15 protein-coding genes and 1 other RNA gene are annotated in these 14,813 nt (G+C 61.8%); 10 read left to right on the top strand and 6 right to left on the bottom strand.

Going from position 1 to position 14,813, the window contains the following annotated elements:
- Positions 1–79: 79 nt before the first annotated feature.
- Positions 80–667, bottom strand: coding sequence for a GNAT family N-acetyltransferase (locus tag V8J36_RS12245; RefSeq protein ID WP_336467585.1), 588 nt, complete (start codon positions 665–667; stop codon positions 80–82).
- Positions 668–739: 72 nt separating this feature from the next.
- Between V8J36_RS12245 and V8J36_RS12240 the strand changes: the two genes are divergently transcribed.
- The gene (locus V8J36_RS12240) at positions 740–1,198 is read left to right on the top strand and encodes a CoA-binding protein (RefSeq protein WP_336467584.1); all 459 of its coding nucleotides are present in this window, start codon (positions 740–742) and stop codon (positions 1,196–1,198) included.
- Positions 1,199–1,216: 18 nt separating this feature from the next.
- Here V8J36_RS12240 and V8J36_RS12235 read toward each other — a convergent pair whose 3' ends face one another.
- Together V8J36_RS12235 and V8J36_RS12230 are read right to left on the bottom strand one after the other, a co-directional pair.
- Positions 1,217–2,623, bottom strand: coding sequence for an FAD/NAD(P)-binding protein (locus V8J36_RS12235; RefSeq protein WP_336467583.1), 1,407 nt, complete (start codon positions 2,621–2,623; stop codon positions 1,217–1,219).
- Between the two features lie 10 nt (positions 2,624–2,633).
- Complete coding sequence (locus tag V8J36_RS12230) at positions 2,634–3,287, bottom strand: RBBP9/YdeN family alpha/beta hydrolase (RefSeq protein WP_336467582.1); 654 nt, start codon at positions 3,285–3,287, stop codon at positions 2,634–2,636.
- A gap of 181 nt (positions 3,288–3,468) precedes the next feature.
- Here V8J36_RS12230 and ssrA point away from each other — a divergent pair.
- Positions 3,469–3,829, top strand: a transfer-messenger RNA (tmRNA) gene (ssrA, locus tag V8J36_RS12225).
- 354 nt (positions 3,830–4,183) lie between these two features.
- On the opposite strand, the gene V8J36_RS22870 is transcribed toward ssrA, so the two are convergent.
- A complete protein-coding gene (locus V8J36_RS22870) occupies positions 4,184–4,603 on the bottom strand; it encodes a transposase (protein ID WP_442902488.1) in 420 nt (139 codons plus the stop codon).
- Positions 4,557–4,898, bottom strand: a complete 342-nt coding sequence (locus V8J36_RS22865; protein WP_442902487.1) for a transposase — start codon at positions 4,896–4,898, stop codon at positions 4,557–4,559. The genes V8J36_RS22870 and V8J36_RS22865 overlap by 47 nt, the downstream gene beginning before the upstream one ends.
- 565 nt (positions 4,899–5,463) lie before the next feature.
- On the opposite strand from V8J36_RS22865, the gene V8J36_RS12215 reads away from it, so the two are divergent.
- The 8 genes from V8J36_RS12215 (at position 5,464) to V8J36_RS12185 (ending at position 13,406) form a co-directional block, all read left to right on the top strand.
- Positions 5,464–5,700 carry a hypothetical protein gene (locus V8J36_RS12215; protein WP_336467581.1) on the top strand — a complete coding sequence of 79 codons (237 nt, stop codon included), beginning with the start codon at positions 5,464–5,466 and terminating at the stop codon, positions 5,698–5,700.
- A 10-nt stretch (positions 5,701–5,710) separates the two neighbouring features.
- A complete protein-coding gene (locus V8J36_RS12210) occupies positions 5,711–7,606 on the top strand; it encodes a RiPP maturation radical SAM C-methyltransferase (RefSeq protein WP_336467580.1) in 1,896 nt (631 codons plus the stop codon).
- Positions 7,582–8,388 carry a phytanoyl-CoA dioxygenase family protein gene (locus V8J36_RS22860; RefSeq protein WP_442902486.1) on the top strand — a complete coding sequence of 269 codons (807 nt, stop codon included), beginning with the start codon at positions 7,582–7,584 and terminating at the stop codon, positions 8,386–8,388. The genes V8J36_RS12210 and V8J36_RS22860 overlap by 25 nt, the downstream gene beginning before the upstream one ends.
- 106 nt (positions 8,389–8,494) lie before the next feature.
- The gene (locus tag V8J36_RS12205) at positions 8,495–8,680 is read left to right on the top strand and encodes an ApyA family aminopyruvatide-related RiPP (RefSeq protein WP_336467579.1); all 186 of its coding nucleotides are present in this window, start codon (positions 8,495–8,497) and stop codon (positions 8,678–8,680) included.
- A gap of 61 nt (positions 8,681–8,741) precedes the next feature.
- On the top strand, positions 8,742–9,626 hold the full coding sequence (locus tag V8J36_RS12200; protein WP_336467578.1) for a DUF692 domain-containing protein: 885 nt from the start codon (positions 8,742–8,744) through the stop codon (positions 9,624–9,626).
- Positions 9,623–10,441, top strand: a complete 819-nt coding sequence (locus V8J36_RS12195) for a hypothetical protein (protein ID WP_336467577.1) — start codon at positions 9,623–9,625, stop codon at positions 10,439–10,441. The genes V8J36_RS12200 and V8J36_RS12195 overlap by 4 nt, the downstream gene beginning before the upstream one ends.
- Entirely contained in the window at positions 10,438–12,402 is a 1,965-nt protein-coding gene (locus V8J36_RS12190; RefSeq protein ID WP_336467576.1) for a B12-binding domain-containing radical SAM protein, read from the top strand. The genes V8J36_RS12195 and V8J36_RS12190 overlap by 4 nt, the downstream gene beginning before the upstream one ends.
- A 32-nt stretch (positions 12,403–12,434) precedes the next feature.
- On the top strand, positions 12,435–13,406 hold the full coding sequence (locus V8J36_RS12185) for a class I SAM-dependent methyltransferase (protein ID WP_336467575.1): 972 nt from the start codon (positions 12,435–12,437) through the stop codon (positions 13,404–13,406).
- Here V8J36_RS12185 and V8J36_RS12180 read toward each other — a convergent pair.
- A complete protein-coding gene (locus tag V8J36_RS12180; RefSeq protein WP_336467936.1) occupies positions 13,384–14,604 on the bottom strand; it encodes a radical SAM protein in 1,221 nt (406 codons plus the stop codon). The two genes, V8J36_RS12185 and V8J36_RS12180, sit on opposite strands and share 23 nt — an antisense overlap.
- Between the last annotated feature and the right edge of the window lie 209 nt (positions 14,605–14,813).

Here is a 14,813-nt window from a genome sequence, read left to right as displayed (position 1 = left end):
GGGCGCTTTTTTCTTTGAGAACCGTCCCCTGCAGGCGCATGCCGGACGGCGTAGCGCGCCCGAGCCCCGCGGTGCGGGGTCAGCCCGGCGCGTTTCCGCCATAGGGCGGCACCGCGCCCTGGCGCAGCGCATCGGGCAGCAGCACCTGCAGATCCTCCCAGGCCCAGGTCGCCTCGGCCCGCGCCCCGCCGCCGAGCCGCGCCACCAGACGCGCCCCCAGATGCGCATAGAACGCCCCGGCCGGCTGGTTCGAGGCCAGCACCTGCGCACTGGCCGCCCAAGCCCCCAGACGCGCCAGTGTCACCGCCCCCGCCCCGATCAGCCGCCGCCCGAAGCCCTGCCCCTGCCAGCGCCGCAGCAGGTAGAGCGCGCGGATCTCGCCGTCATAGCCCATCTCGGCCAGCGGCGGATGGCGCTGCGGACCGGCGGTGACGAAGCCCGCGGGCAGGCCGTCGGCCAGCAGCAGCTGCGTCGCGGCGCCACCGGCACGTCCGCTGATCTCGGCCTCGAGGATCGCGCGCCAGCGCTCGCGCCGCCGCGCGGGGTCGAGCCGCGCCACCTCGGCCGGCAGCAGCGTCGCATAGGTCTCGCGCCAGGCGGCGACATGCAGCCGCGCCAGGATCGTCGCGTCCTGCGGCGTGGCGGCGCGGATCTCGACGAAGGCCATTCCCGATCTTCCCTTTTCGCGCGGACGCCCCAGATTCAGGGCCTGACGTCAAAGATGGGAGCGATTCCGGCCATGACCAGCACCGATGCCTTCCTGCGCGACACGCTGCATTCGACCCGGGTGATCGCCGTGGTCGGCTTTTCCCCCGATCCCGAACGTCCCTCGCATTATGTCGCGGAATATCTGAAGGCACAGGGCTATCGGGTGATCCCGGTCAATCCGGGTCAGGCGGGCAAGGTCCTGCTGGGCGAGACGGTCCATGCGAGCCTGTCGGAGATCCCCGCGGACATCCATGTGGACATGGTCGACATCTTCCGCCGCCCCGAGGCGGTGCCCGAGGTCGTCGACGAAGCCATCGCGGCGCTGCCGCATCTGCGGACGATCTGGATGCAGCTTGGCATCTCGCACCCGGCCGCGGCGGCCAAGGCCCGCGCCGCTGGCCTTGGCGTCGTCGAGAACCGCTGCCCGCGGATCGAGATCCCGCGCCTGTTCGGCGCCCGATCGCCGCTGGCACCGCCGGTCAGCGGCTGATCCCCCTTGGCGCGAGGGTCAGGCAAGGCTCTGCTCCAGCGCCGCCGCCAGACGCGTCGCCGCCGCCCGGATCTCGGGGATCGCGGTCGTCTCCCAGAGCGAGCCGCGGCAGGGCGGCCCGAGGGCGCGGATCCGCTCCTGCACCGCGCCTGAGGCCGCGATCAGCGCCCCGCCGCGATCCGTCTCGAACCCGAGCCCGGCATCGTCGGGCCGGGCGATCCCACGCGAGAACAGCGCTCGCACCAGCGGATCCTCGGCCCGGATCCGGCCCGCGCCGCGACAGTCGCGGATCTCTGCACAGTTTAGCGCGTCGGGCACGCCCGCCGCCCAGGGGGCAAGGCGTGCGGTGAGGCCGGCCGGTCCCGCCTCGGCCCCCAGGAAGCCCGCACGCAGCACCCGGAACTGCCCCGCGACCCGCGCGGCCTCGAGCGCGCGCAGGCTCGCCGGCGGCAGGCGGTGGCGGTGCACCTCCCACCAGGGTGCGGCATGGCGCAGGAAGCGCTGGCGCTCCTCGGGCGGCAGGCTGGCCCAGATCTCGCTCGCATGCGGGCGGATCGCGTCGATCGCCGCCTGCCAGCCGCCGCCCCGTGCCCCGCATTCGCGCGCGAGCCTGCGCACCAGCGCAAGCCAGGACGACAGCGGCTGACCGAAGGGCAGCACGCCCGCCGGAAGCGCCAGTTTCGGGCTGCCTGGCCGCATATGCGCCCGTGGCAACAGCCCGCGGCGCGACACCGCGACGATCTCGCCACGGTGGCCCGCCTTCAGCAGCGCCAGCGCATGGTCGGCCATGGTCAGCCCCGTGCCGACCAGCAGCACCCGCCCGTCGGGATCGACCGGCGGGCTGGTGCTGGCCCAGCCGTCGCGCACCAGCCCCTCGCCGTCGGGGGCGCGGCGCGGGTGCCCGGTCGCCAGCACCGCGAAACTGCCCGCGACCCGCCGCCCGTCGCCCAGATGCGCCTCGACGCCGCCCGGAACGGTGCGCAGGTCGATGCAGGCCGCCTCGATCCGCAGGATCCGGGCGCCCTCGGGATCGGTCGCGGCCCTTGCGTAGCGGTCGGCCAGATAGCTGCCAAAGGCCGCGCGCGGCGCGAAGCCGCCCGCCGGCGGTGCCATGCCGCGCGCGGCGAGCCAGTCGGCGAAGTCGCCGGGCGCCTCGGCCAGCACGCCCATCGCCTCGGCCGGGCTGTTCAGCAGATGGCCGCGGTCGGGCTGGGCATAGGCGACGCCGCGCCCGACGCGGGCCGCGGGGTCGATCAGGGTGATCGTCGCCTCGGGCCCCAGCCGCTTCGCCAGCGTGATTGCCAGGATGGTGCCGCTGGCCCCTGCCCCGACGATCAGGATCGCGCGTCCGGCCCCGCGCGGCGGCGCGGTTCCGGCGGTTTCGGCCTTGGCGGTGTGCTCCGGTGTCTGGACGATATCGCGCATCTGACCCTCCTCAGCCGTAGCACCGGCCCCAGACCGCCGCGCGCGACGGCAGGGGCGCAGGGATCGCGGGCTCGGCAATGGCCGGCCGGCGCGCAGAGGCGGCTCGCTTCTCGGGCCGCAGTTCGGGCAGATCCGAGGCGTCCAGCCGGCCCAGCAGACCACTAGCCAGCGCCTTGCCGCGCGCCCAGGGGCCGAAGCCGCTCGCCACGTTGATGTGCCCGGCAGGCCCGAGATCCACCAGCCGCGCGCCGAGGTCGCCCGCCAGCCGTTCGGCCCGGGCGTATCCCAGCCAGGGGTCATTGCGGCTGGCGACCAGCGTCGCGGGCACCGGCAGCCGGCGGTCGGGCAGCGCGCCGAAGCCGCAGGTCCGCTCGCTTTGCGCCGGATCGGCCGGGGCGACCAGCAGCGCGCCCGCCACCGGCAGGTCGGGCCAGCGCGCCAGCAGCCGCGCGATAGTGATCGCGCCAAGACTGTGGCCCACCAGCACCGCGCCCGGATGATGCAGAACGGCGCCGGCGAGTTCCGCCTCCCAATCCGCGGCCTCGGGGCGCGCGGGGTCGCGCCAGTCGAGCAGGATCGCCCGGGGATCGGTCGCGGCCCACCAGGCCTGCCAATGGGCGGGCCCCGAACCGTCGAGACCGGGGACGAGCAGGATCTTGGTCATCGGCTGTCTCCTTCGCTGGACCATCTGGCTTCGAACACCGGGTCCGACGAAGAAAACTCTACCAATCGAATCGTGAATTACGGTTCCAAACTCGGCGCCCGACAGAGACGGGAATGCTGCGGGCAGACGCCGTCGCAGGGGATCTGCCCTTCCGGGCTGCGCGGCAGGGCGCGATTGCCTGACGCTTGCATGCGGCGGGGGCGCGCCCTATATCTCGTCCTGTTCCGGGCTTGCCCGGGACTATGGGCATAAACGCGCTCGGAATAAGCGGCTCGGACCCGGGGGCGGTACCCGGCGGCTCCACCAAACCCTGTCTTGTTGGGACAGTCTGGGGCCGAAATAGGATCGACGAACGTCTAAAGGGGTTGGCTTTGTCCCGGTGAGGTACCACCGTTATCGGTCCGAAACGTACAGTTGCCAACAACAACCGTGCTCCGGCAATGGCTCTGGCTGCGTAAGCAGTTCGGGTCGCCGAAACTAAGTCCTTGCGCTTAGCCGCGTAAGGCGGGGTTCGCAGGTACCTGGCAACAGAAACCTGCACCTTTCCCCCCTAGCTTGATCGCAGATCCCTCATGGCTGGCCGCTTGCTGCGGAACGCCCGTCGCGCCGTGATGTCACCTGTCCGGCGTCGGGCGACCAAAACCGCACGCCCCCGCCCCAGCGCGGCAGCCGCCAACCGAAGGCGTGCCGGAACGCGGGCGTTCTAGCCTGGACCTGCCCTGCGAGCGGCGCGCGGAGTCTTTATGTGAGGTAGGTGGCGGAGGGAATGGGCCTGACGTCCAACCTTCTCCACTCTAACTGATTGTTTTTGTTGGCAGGATAGGCAGAGCGGGACATCACATCGACAGCGAGTCCGTCCGCCCAGCGTCGTGAAGCCGAAACAAGGAGGGTCTGATCTACCGATTCTCGTCGGTAGAAGTGGCGGCAGCGAGCAGGCCGCGCTTCGGCGCCTTACGCATCACCCACCAGATCTTGCCCTGGGTTCGGAACGCCGCCTCCCGCTCGCCGCTGACATAGCCCTTGTCACCGAACACCGCGCGCTCGTCACCGTGCAGCAGGTGGTCGAACTTCTGGATGTCGTGCACCTTGGCGGTGCTGGTCTCCAGTGTGTGGACCACGCCACTGTCGAGGTCGACGCCAACATGCGCCTTCATGCCGAAGTACCAGGCGTTGCCAATCTTCGTGCTGCTCATCTCCGGGTCGCGAGCGCCCCGCTTGTTCCTGGTCGAGCTCGGCCCGTCGATGAGTGTTGAATCGACCAGCGTGCCTTCACGCGGCAGGATGCACTTCTCGCGCAAGTAGGCGTTCACCGCCACGAAGATCGCCCGCGTCAGCGCTTGCCGCTCCAGCAGGTGCCGGAAGTTTTGGGATCGTCGTCTCGTCGGGAATCGCATCATCGCCCAGCTCAAGCCCGGCGAACCGGCGCATCGCCTCGCTGTCGCAGAGCGCCTCCTCGGCCGCCAGGTCGGACAGCGCGTACCATTGCCGGAGCCAGTAGATCCGGAGCATCACCTCCAGCGCAATCGGCTGCCGCCCGCCCTTCGGCCCCGCCTTGGGGTAGTGCGGCTCGATCAGCGCCGACAGTAGCGCCCAGGGCACCACCGCGTCCATCTCGCCGAGAAGCTTCTCCCGCCGGGTTCGCTTCTTCTATCCATCATAGGCCTGCGAGGTGAAGGTGGTCTGCTTCATCGGCGGCGCTCCATCGAGTTCGCCGCCAGCCTATCAGATCACCGCCCGTGGCCGAGGTTGTTCAGAGGTTCCACAACTTCCTAGCGAAATCCCTGAAATGTTGCTACCCTCCGACTCGCACTACTCGGAAATATTGAGGTGCGACCGTAAGCGTGGCTTGAACATTTGGGAGTCATGTGATGCCGGATGAATGGATGGTGCGACGGCAGACCACGAGCGGTATCTGTCACGTTCAGCTAAAGACAGCTAGTCCTTTGGGCGCTGATCTTGCTGGCCCATTTTCCACACGGAAGGACGCGTGCAAAAAGGCGTCGCAGTTGTACGATGCGTCAGGCACCGACTCGAGTAAATGTAGTGGCTATGGATCTGGAACAGCTTCGGCGTGCCAGAATGACGGCATCAAACTACCTTAGTTTTTACATGGTTCACGCCAGGCGGCGCATCGTGTAAATTGACTCAGGCGCTGGAAGCTTAGGGAGAATGCGTCATGACCTTTGACCTCGCTGACTTAGAGCGTCGACTGAACGAAAATCAAGATTTGCAAGCAGATTTCATGAAGGATCCAACTTCCGTCCTTGAACGCGAAGGCATCGTAATGACGCCAAAGATGAAGGAGAATCTTCAGAAGTTTGTGCGTGAGATGCAAGATCCAAAGTTCGCGGCTTCCGGTGCCAGCACGGCCGCGCAGGGTGGGATAATGATTAGCATTGGAAAATCATTCTGAAGGATGGCCGATGAATGCGAGAGCGATCTCTGAAAGATTATTAGTCTCCGACGCGCTTCTTATCATGCCACCCTTCGCGGGTATTGATCGCCCGTCGCTCGGTTTGCATCTGCTTCAAGCGTGCGGGGCCAAAGAGGGTCTGAAGGTCAGCGTCGCTTACGCTAACATCTCCTTCGCAAGTCGAATTGGCGCTGAACTCTATGAAGCCATATGCTTTGCACCGACGGCCGCGCTGCTCGGTGAGAAGATTTTTGCGCCGGCTGCATTTGGAACGAAGCCGACCGACAGGCCCAGCGAATCCTCTTTCCGTCGCGCCGACGTCAATGATCCGCTCAAACGCTTCTGTGTCGACCTTAGAGAAATTCAGGAGGAGGCAACTTCGTTCGTCCGCGACTTCGCGGAGTGGGCTACGACCGGAAGCGTCAACGTCTTCGGGTGCACCACGACCTTCGAGCAGACGGCAGCATCAGTCGCTCTGCTCAAGGCCATAAAACGACTTCGACCCACCGGAAAGACGCTTATCGGCGGAGCCAACTGCGACGGAGCCATGGCGGCCGGCGTTGCGGATCTGACACCCTCGATCGATCACGTCTTTTCAGGTGAGTCGGAACTGACGTTCCCCCGTGCTCTAAAGAGTATCTTAGCCGGCGAACCTTTCGTGGAACGAGTTGTGGCAGGGCAACCCTGTCGCGATATGGAAGCACTCCCAACACCTACTTTTGCTGAATACTACGAGCAACTGAACGGAATTACGAAGTTGGGCGGGCAGGCTGTTTGTGAGACCCTTTGGCTGCCATATGAAGCCAGCCGTGGGTGCTGGTGGGGCGAAAAGAACCACTGCACTTTTTGTGGAATCAATGGAAGCGGCATGGCTTTCCGACAGAAATCTGCCGAAAAGGTAGTGAAGGAAATAACAGACCTTTTGGTTGATCATCCTAATGGAAAGATATTGTTCACAGATAATATAATGCCGAGCAATTATTTCGACTCTCTTCTACCGCAGCTCGAGCCAATTCGCGATAAGCTACATATTTTTTATGAGCAAAAGGCAAACCTTACGCTCTCGAAGGTCGAGCAGCTGGCAAGATCGGGCATTAGGGTAATCCAGCCAGGAATTGAATCTCTTTCCACGTCGCTTCTGCGTCATATGCGAAAGGGCGTTTCGGCTGGACAGAACATCGCCCTGCTCCGCTACGCCCTTTCATTGGATGTCTCGGTAAATTGGAATCTTCTCCATGACTTTCCTGGAGATGAAGAGATACAGTACGCAGATATTATTGGATTAATTCCAAAGTTGTGTCACCTCAACCCGCCCACGGGTTTTTGCCAGTTGAGCATTGATCGCTTCAGCCCCTACTTCGACGCGGCTGAAAAGTTTGGCATAACAAATGTGAGGCCTATGGAAGCTTACTTCGACGTTTACCCGAGCGACGTCGATGTTAGTAGGATAGCATACCACTTCGTAGGAGACTACGAGAGCGCGAGCAGGCGCAGCCCGGCGCTGGCCGCGCGCCTAGAAACGTTGGTTGAGGACTGGCGAAGGGAGTGGACGGAGCGAGCCGGTCGCCGTCCAATGCTGCACCTCGCCGAATTGAGCGAAGATCTTTTCATCCTTTTTGATACGAGGTTTGGTGAGGACCGACGGTCTGTTCGCTTCATCGACAAGGACAGGGCCAGACTGGCGCTAAGCCTTCAACGCCCGGATGCCTGGCCAGAAGTCGACGTCGATTGGGCGGTGAAAGTGGCGCAGGTGTCTCTTCATATCGACGGATTGCTCGTTCCGCTCGCGGTAGCTGAGCCAGAGCTGCTTGCTCGGTTTGAGAGCGATAGGCTTTCCGGTCCTCGGCTGGACGAGATGCCGCTCGCCGCAAGAGAAGATCGATGGCAAGAGCAGGCAGCGATCTAAGATCTGAATACCTGCGGGATGGAGTGACTGTCGCACGAGCAGTGCTGGACAGCACGGAGGTACGGACTCTACGCGAGGAAATTGAGAAGTTTGTTGCTGCTCCTCATTATCTTTGGAAGGATCAAACGCGCAGTGCCGACAAGAGCGGTAAATTTCTCGTCGGTGCTTTCATGTGGCGCTGGAGTGACGTAGTTCGCAACATTGCTCTGGAGTCGACCATACCGCATCTGGCAAGCGATGTTCTCGGTGGGGAGCGGGTTCGCCTATTCTACGATCAGTTGTTCTTCAAACGAGCGGGAACCAGAACACCTACCCAGTGGCATCAGGACCTTCCATTCTGGCCGTTCACTGGCGATCAGATCCCGAGCATTTGGATCGCCGTTACTCGGGTAGATCGGAACGGTAGCGCTGTAGTCTACAGGCGTGCGAGCCACGTTATGGGGCCGATGCTCCGCCCCGTTGATGCATTCGAGACTAGCTCGACCAAGGTCGAGGCAACCCCTGTAGACTCGTCTGTCGCTATGGACACCGATGACCTAGATCTCGTCAGCTTTGAGCTTGAGCCCGGAGACGTCGTGCTACACCATCCGCTCGTCATCCACGGTGCCGGAGCGAACAAGTCCCAGAGTGATCGCATAGGGTTGTCAATAAGATATTTGGGCCCAAGCGTGACTTGGAGTGCGCGCCAAGGCGCAATGTTTGTTCCGGGGGCAACGGGGCATTTGCGTGACGGCGATGCGGTTGCCCTGGAAGAGGTGTTTCCTCTAGTGCGAAGTACGTGACTTTGTAAGGCCCGGCGGCCGCCTCGTCTTTCTCTGCATCATGGGACGCTATGCGGCGGCGCAAAGGTCTGTTAGACTAGCAAAGTGCTGAACGAGGAGTTGAGCGATGGCTGAAAATGACCAAACCAAGGTTCCCGGTCGAGAAGTTCTCGAGTTTGATCTTCTGGATCCGAAAACGCGGGAAGATGTCATCAAGTGCATCCAAGAGCGCGGAAAGATATCGGTTGTCATCGAAGATCGCGGCACTGTATCTCTTGATCGGCTTTCTGCCTTTAAGCAACTGATCGACTGACCGGAGCGGTTCGGCAATGACTCCTGCGCGGCCCTTTCCGAGCGACCGCACGGTTGTGGGATTGACGTACTCCGAGTACGTTCCGGGGTTGGTCAAGGCTGAGCCTGGTCTGGTTGATTACGTAGAGATAGCGTTCGAACAACTTTTGGGAACTCCCGAGGTGGGTGCCCTGCACGATGAAATTCCGATCGTTCTTCATTGTGCCTCGCTCTCGATTGCAGGGAATAATCCGCCAGAGCAAGCGTTGGTCGAAAAGCTGGCCTACTGGATCAAGAAGACAAAAACTCCGTGGGTGGGCGAGCATCTCGCCTATGTACGTAGCGACGGACGCTATCGCGAGATAGCGGAGCATGATGCGGTGACGGCCGCAGAAGATCGAACGGGTGCAGAGTTCGTTGTGGACGGCATACCGTTCAACGTTGGCTATACCGTCAGTCCGCAGCTCAGTGAGGCCGTCCTCAACAGGGTGGTGAGTGCCAGCGCCACCTGGGAAGCCAAGCTAGGGGCGACGGTGCTGCTTGAGAATGGACCAATTTACTTTTGCATGCCGGGCAGCACTATGGACCAGGTCGAATTTCTCAACTTGCTCTGCGCCAGACGCTCTGAGGCGCGGCTGCTTCTCGACCTTTCACATCTCGCCATCAGCTGTTCGAACTTATCTTTGGACCCGTTCGAGACACTGATGGCGCTCCCGCTGGATCGGGTAGTGGAAGTGCATCTTTCCGGAGCGCGCGAGGAAGGAGGCACAGTTTGGGACGATCACACTATGCCGGCACCAGCACTGGTCTTCGAACTGTTCGACCGATTGATGTCCGCCTCCCGGCCGAGGGCGGTGACACTGGAGTATAATTGGGATGCGACGTTTCCGACGGAGACAGTCATCCGCGACGTCCAGCGCGTGCGCCGAATAATCTTGGCCCGACAGGCCAAAGCTACGCTGGCATGAACCCCGACCATGCGCAAAGTGTTGTTGCGCGTTGTTTGACGGATCCTGAGTTTTTGCTGCGAGCGCACAGCCGGAGCCTATCTGAGACGTCTAGCGAGGGCACGGCTGAAGACATCGCGGCTGAGATGTTAGGTACCTCAGAGCTTGAGCGGCTCCTACGCTTTCGCGGCTTTATAACCAAAGTGAAGCATAACGCCCTGCGCCGCCGTATTCCCGCAACACTCGGCCTGATGGGTGGACTCGGCGTCGAGCTGTTGTTCTTTTGTGACTTTTCTCAAACCTACGTCTCCGCGCGGCGCAAGGGGCCTTTAGAAGAAAGGACTCACCTCGATCTTTTTTCGGAGGCGCTCTCAGGGTTTCTCGCTGAACAGCCCGAACAGCTGGCCACTCCAGTGGCGGAGACTTTTGCGCACGAACGCCTTCTCTTCGATCTGGGCAGGACACGGCCGGCAATCAGAGAAACAAACCACATGCGCTGGCATGGTGCGATGTCACTAGTACCAAAGACGACTGACGTAATTCGGATTTGCGACTGCCTCGGAGCGCGGAATTTTACTCTATTAGATGTGGTAATGCGTCGGCATACCCTCTGCTACTGGCGTCCTGAGAATGGGGATTCTGTTTCGATATTCGAGGTGGACGCACTCACCGCCGCGGTGTTCGCTGCTCTTCGCGCGGGCGGTGGGCCGGAAGAGACGCGGCGAATGCTGGCTGAGGCACACTTATCCCAGATTAGCCCAGAGGAGTTGCGTGCAACCGCGGTCGCGGCTGCTCGTCGCGGCTTCGTCGAGTTGCGCGGGGAGTGGTTACGGTGAAACTTCTGCTCGTGGACAACCTGCTTTTTGAGGGCGACCCCGATACTCCGGCATTTGACCCGCAGCCGCATCTGGGTCTGATGTCCCTCGTCGCCGTGGCGCACGGCGCCGGACATCACGCATCTATTCTCAATCCTAGGCAGTTGCTGCTCGACGGGAAGTTGAAGCTGGGACCAAGCCTATATGCAACTCTAGCCCAGATCATCTCGGATGCAGAAGCCGACGCGGTAGGCTTCACTGCACTCGGATGCAACATCCATTGTGTTGTGCAGACCGCGCAGGCGCTGCGGAGGATTAGTCCTGATCGTCCCGTTCTTCTGGGGGGGCCTCATGCAACGATCCTTCATCGCGAACTCCTCGACGCATTTGGCTGTTTCGACATCATCGCCCGGCACGAGGCTGAGCACAGTCTGCCACTGGTGCTGGACGCGCTCGAGGCGGACAAGTCGCTCTCGGGCATACCCGGGATCAGTTTTAGGTCTGCCAGGGGGTTGATAGTCGAGAATTCGCCTGCGCAAGTTATCGAGGATTTGGATGCGCTACCGGTTCCCTCCTACGAGGCCTATCCGCTGCATCGGCTGGGACTAGGCGAGATCCGTGTCGAGGCAGGACGGGGTTGCCCGTTCAGCTGCACTTTCTGTTCCACCGCGACCTTTTTCGGGCGACGCTACAGGCTGAAATCCGCAACGCGCCTTGTTTCTGAAATGGACATGCTGGCGGAGCGCTACGGGTTCTTACGGTTCAAACTAAACCACGATCTCTTTACCGTTAACCGCAAGCTGGTTCTCGCGTTTTGTGAAGCAGTTTCCAATCGCGGCTACGAGTGGTCCTGCTCCGCCCGGATGGATTGCGTCGACGCGCCGCTTTTGGAAGCAATGGCCAAGTCGGGGTGCCGCGACATCTATTTCGGCGTCGAGGCAGGCTCGTCCCGGATGCAGGAGATAACAAAAAAGCGCCTCGACCTGGGCCTTATTGCTCCCACTCTGGCTGAAACAGCACGGCTTTCGATCCGGACTACGACGTCCTTCATCACGGGATATCCCGAGGAAAACATGGAGGATCTCGACTCGACGCTCGATGCGGTGGGAGAGGCGCATCAATGCGCCAGCGCCCTAAACGTGTCGCAGCTGCACCTTCTGACGCCGGAGCCGGGAACTGAGCTCATGGCACGGCACGGCGGCACCCTGCGTCTGGATGCGCATGTGTCGGAGTTCAACTTCCCGCGGCTTGCACCTGAGGATGACGATCTCTTGCGGCGGCATCCCGGAATCTTCCCAAACCACTATCATTTTCCGACACAGATCGCGCGCGCTCGACTGATCTTCACGACCGACCTCTGGCCTGTACTTTACGAGCTTGATCGGCCCGTTCTGGCCTACCTAATCGCATGGCATGGCGGGCGACTCAGCCGGCTGGCGGACGGTTTTTACAGCTGGTCTTGCAGGCAAATGCCGGAAATGCCGCCGCCCGGGCTTGCTTCGCTTGCAGCTTATGTTGCGGAACGCTTCGGCGCAGGGGCCCCGGTGTCTTCGGTTGCCCGGTTCGCTGCGCTTCTGTCAGCGTTCAAGCGGGTCGTGCCCGAGCAGGACGGTGCCGCCGAACGCAATACCAACGGTGCGCTGCGGCTATCGCATGCGGTGCGTCTGCTGCCGGACTGTCACGATGTTCCCGCTCTGCTGGCCGAACAAGAAGACCTTCGGATCTACGGCGCGGACAACTCGGCACGGTCCCTCTCGGATTGGTTACTACTTCGCAAGGATGGGCAGGTCCGTCTCTTCGCCATCGGCGCAGAAACCCTTGAGTTTCTCGGCATGTTTTCCAAGCCTGTGACCTATGATGAGGTCTTGCGTACCTGCCTGTTGCAGGGCCGTCCGGCTGCCACACCTGAAGATGTCGCCGCGCTGGTCGACCTGGGCGCGCTCGTACGCATTGCAGAAGCAGCAGGGCAAGACGCCGCATGAGCTCCGGGTCGGCGCCGACGATAACTGCCTTGATGGAAGGCTACTACGTCGTCAGAATCCTTGACGCTTTCCACAGCGCCGGGCTTCTCGATCACCTGTCTTCGGGCGCTACTGTGGACACACTCTCAGCTAAACTTGGCTATGAGCGCGAACACCTTACCGTGCTGCTCGACTACTTGTCCTTGCGGAGCGATGTCGTCAAAAAGACAGCGTTAGGCTATCACGTCGCCACAGAAGATCCGGAAACTCAGTTCGCGCTGCATCTGCTCGACCAGTATGTGGGGGCCTACGGTCCTTGCCTAGACGCGCTGTCAGGCATTCTGGGTGGAAGAGTCGATGGCGGCGCTCTGGTCGATCAGGCCCGGCATGCAGCAGCATTTGCCCGCGCCGATCGAAACCAAGCGGACCTCGTTACCTTGCAGCTGCTCAGTGAGCTTCGCATCAACAATCTGGTCGATCTGGGCTGCAGTACAGCCGGCCTTATGATCGAGTATGCATTGCGCAATCCTAAGGCGCGCTGCATTGGCATTGATTGCAGCGCGCCCGCCATCAAAGAGGCACAGAGGCGGATCGCTAGAAGCGGCCTGTCCGGCCGGGTGCGCGCGGTCGAAGGTGATCTGAGCGAAGTCGATGGGTTGCTGGGCGTGGAAGAGCGCGATGCGGTAGAATGTCTCATCGCAACAAACGTTGCCAATGCCTTCTTCAGCGATCCCGATGGCACTGAGATCGACGCATGGTTTGCTACGTTAAAGAGTGCGTTCCCTCGCCGCATCATGCTGCTCGGCGACTATTTCGGAAGTCTCGGCCATCCACTGGACGATGATAGTGCGAGAAAACGCGGGTTGTTTCATGACGTTGCCCAGGTGCTGTCCGGCCAAGGAATTCCACCTGGCAGTCTTGTAGATTGGACAGAGGTGCTCGAGCGCAATGGATTCAACATCATTCGGGCTTTCGAAGGCGAGGGCGGCGATATGAGGCGCTTTATTCTTCTCTTTCAGCTGTAAGTACTGCGACGGTGTCTCCGCGCGCTGCTGCGACCTCGGCTGTGGACCAAGGCACTAGGTTGGCCTGCCGCAGTGCCTCATCGGGCAGCATGTCGAGCACGTTCCGCCTCACGATAGAAATCAGTTTTGTTAGATCGTTACAATAAACTGAAGGATTGTCGAAGCCCCGCGCTGCGCTGTAACGATGCGAAAGATATCCTCCGCCGCAGATGCGATTGATTGGACAGGCTCTGCACGTCGCGCAGAGGGAGCTGTTCGAGCCGTGATACTGCCGCAGGAGCGGGTGATCTAGGGCAGCCAGCAAGCTATCGCGGAGCACGTTGACGCCCGTGCGGCTTGCTCCTGGGATTGCTGCACGCAGCGTGTCGACCGGGCCGACCTCACCGTCGGTCTCAATCACTACTATCTCGTTCTCTCCCGCGCCCATCGAGTCGTTCGGATATGCGAGGCCAAGTGTCGTCGCAATGATCTGTTCGAAGACCCGCACCCGAAACGGCCGCTCTTCCTCCGAGTACCAGAGGCGGAAGACATCGAGCAGCCAGTCTGCGTGGGGGGTGCCGCCGTGGTCGCCTGGAGGTCGCCGGTCGTGGTTCGCATCAGGCAGAAGGAAGTCCACGTTAACAGGACCTAACTCGCGCAAGTGCTTGTACGCCTCGTCAGCGGCACTTACCGGATCGATGACCGTCAGGATTCCAGGTCTTAGTCCGTGTGCCTTGGCTCGGTCCCAGCCGGAAATCACCTTGTCATAGGATCCTTCGTCAGTGTGCGTAACCCGCTGTCGATCATTCACCGCCTTGGGTCCGTCAAGGCTGACACCCACCCTTACGCCCCAGTCCGCAAGCCTTCGGCACCAATAGTCTGTCAGAAGAGTCCCGTTTGTCTGGACGGAGAAGTCCGGCACGACGCCGACGTCACGTCCGCGGAGCCGGGCCGCTTCGATCAGCCGTTGGAACTTGCCAGCTCCCGCCATAAGCGGCTCGCCCCCATGAAATACAAATCGGAACCGTTTGAGACCATGCTCGGCAGCATGATTCATGCAAATGTCTACAGTTGCATCGATCACAGCATCCGGCATCGTCTTCGGTTGAGCTAGCGCAGTGCGGTCGCCGAGGTTGTACATGTAGCAATAGGTGCAGTTCAAATTGCACCGGCTTGCGATCTTGACGACTGCCAAGCGACAAGTTGGATGACTCTGCATCTCGCATGCCGATCTATCTAAGGGAATTTTAGTATACGACGTGGAGCCCCCACTAGCTATGGCCATGCCATGATAAGATTTAGGGAAGAAGCATTCAACTTCACCGCTGTGGCCTGCCCCGAACGGGTGGTCCGGATTCGATCTTAGTGCATGACGGGCGTCGGCGCCACGGCCTGAATGGCCGGCGGAGCTGAGCCCGATGGCGAAGC

This window comes from Frigidibacter sp. MR17.14 (assembly GCF_037095735.1).
Taxonomy (GTDB): domain Bacteria; phylum Pseudomonadota; class Alphaproteobacteria; order Rhodobacterales; family Rhodobacteraceae; genus Frigidibacter.
Note: the sequence above shows the minus strand (reverse complement) of the source record. Positions and strands in the feature narration are given on the sequence as shown.

What these genes read in the sequence shown, in the direction of transcription:
- V8J36_RS12245 (WP_336467585.1), bottom strand. Translation starts at nt 667, where the DNA reads ATGGCCTTCGTCGAGATCCGCGCCGCCACGCCGCAGGACGCGACGATC.
- V8J36_RS12240 (WP_336467584.1), top strand. Translation starts at nt 740, where the DNA reads ATGACCAGCACCGATGCCTTCCTGCGCGACACGCTGCATTCGACCCGG.
- V8J36_RS12235 (WP_336467583.1), bottom strand. Translation starts at nt 2,623, where the DNA reads ATGCGCGATATCGTCCAGACACCGGAGCACACCGCCAAGGCCGAAACC.
- V8J36_RS12230 (WP_336467582.1), bottom strand. Translation starts at nt 3,287, where the DNA reads ATGACCAAGATCCTGCTCGTCCCCGGTCTCGACGGTTCGGGGCCCGCC.
- V8J36_RS22865 (WP_442902487.1), bottom strand. Translation starts at nt 4,898, where the DNA reads ATGGACGCGGTGGTGCCCTGGGCGCTACTGTCGGCGCTGATCGAGCCG.
- V8J36_RS12215 (WP_336467581.1), top strand. Translation starts at nt 5,464, where the DNA reads ATGACCTTTGACCTCGCTGACTTAGAGCGTCGACTGAACGAAAATCAA.
- V8J36_RS12210 (WP_336467580.1), top strand. Translation starts at nt 5,711, where the DNA reads ATGAATGCGAGAGCGATCTCTGAAAGATTATTAGTCTCCGACGCGCTT.
- V8J36_RS22860 (WP_442902486.1), top strand. Translation starts at nt 7,582, where the DNA reads ATGGCAAGAGCAGGCAGCGATCTAAGATCTGAATACCTGCGGGATGGA.
- V8J36_RS12205 (WP_336467579.1), top strand. Translation starts at nt 8,495, where the DNA reads ATGGCTGAAAATGACCAAACCAAGGTTCCCGGTCGAGAAGTTCTCGAG.
- V8J36_RS12195 (WP_336467577.1), top strand. Translation starts at nt 9,623, where the DNA reads ATGAACCCCGACCATGCGCAAAGTGTTGTTGCGCGTTGTTTGACGGAT.
- V8J36_RS12185 (WP_336467575.1), top strand. Translation starts at nt 12,435, where the DNA reads ATGGAAGGCTACTACGTCGTCAGAATCCTTGACGCTTTCCACAGCGCC.
- V8J36_RS12180 (WP_336467936.1), bottom strand. Translation starts at nt 14,604, where the DNA reads ATGCAGAGTCATCCAACTTGTCGCTTGGCAGTCGTCAAGATCGCAAGC.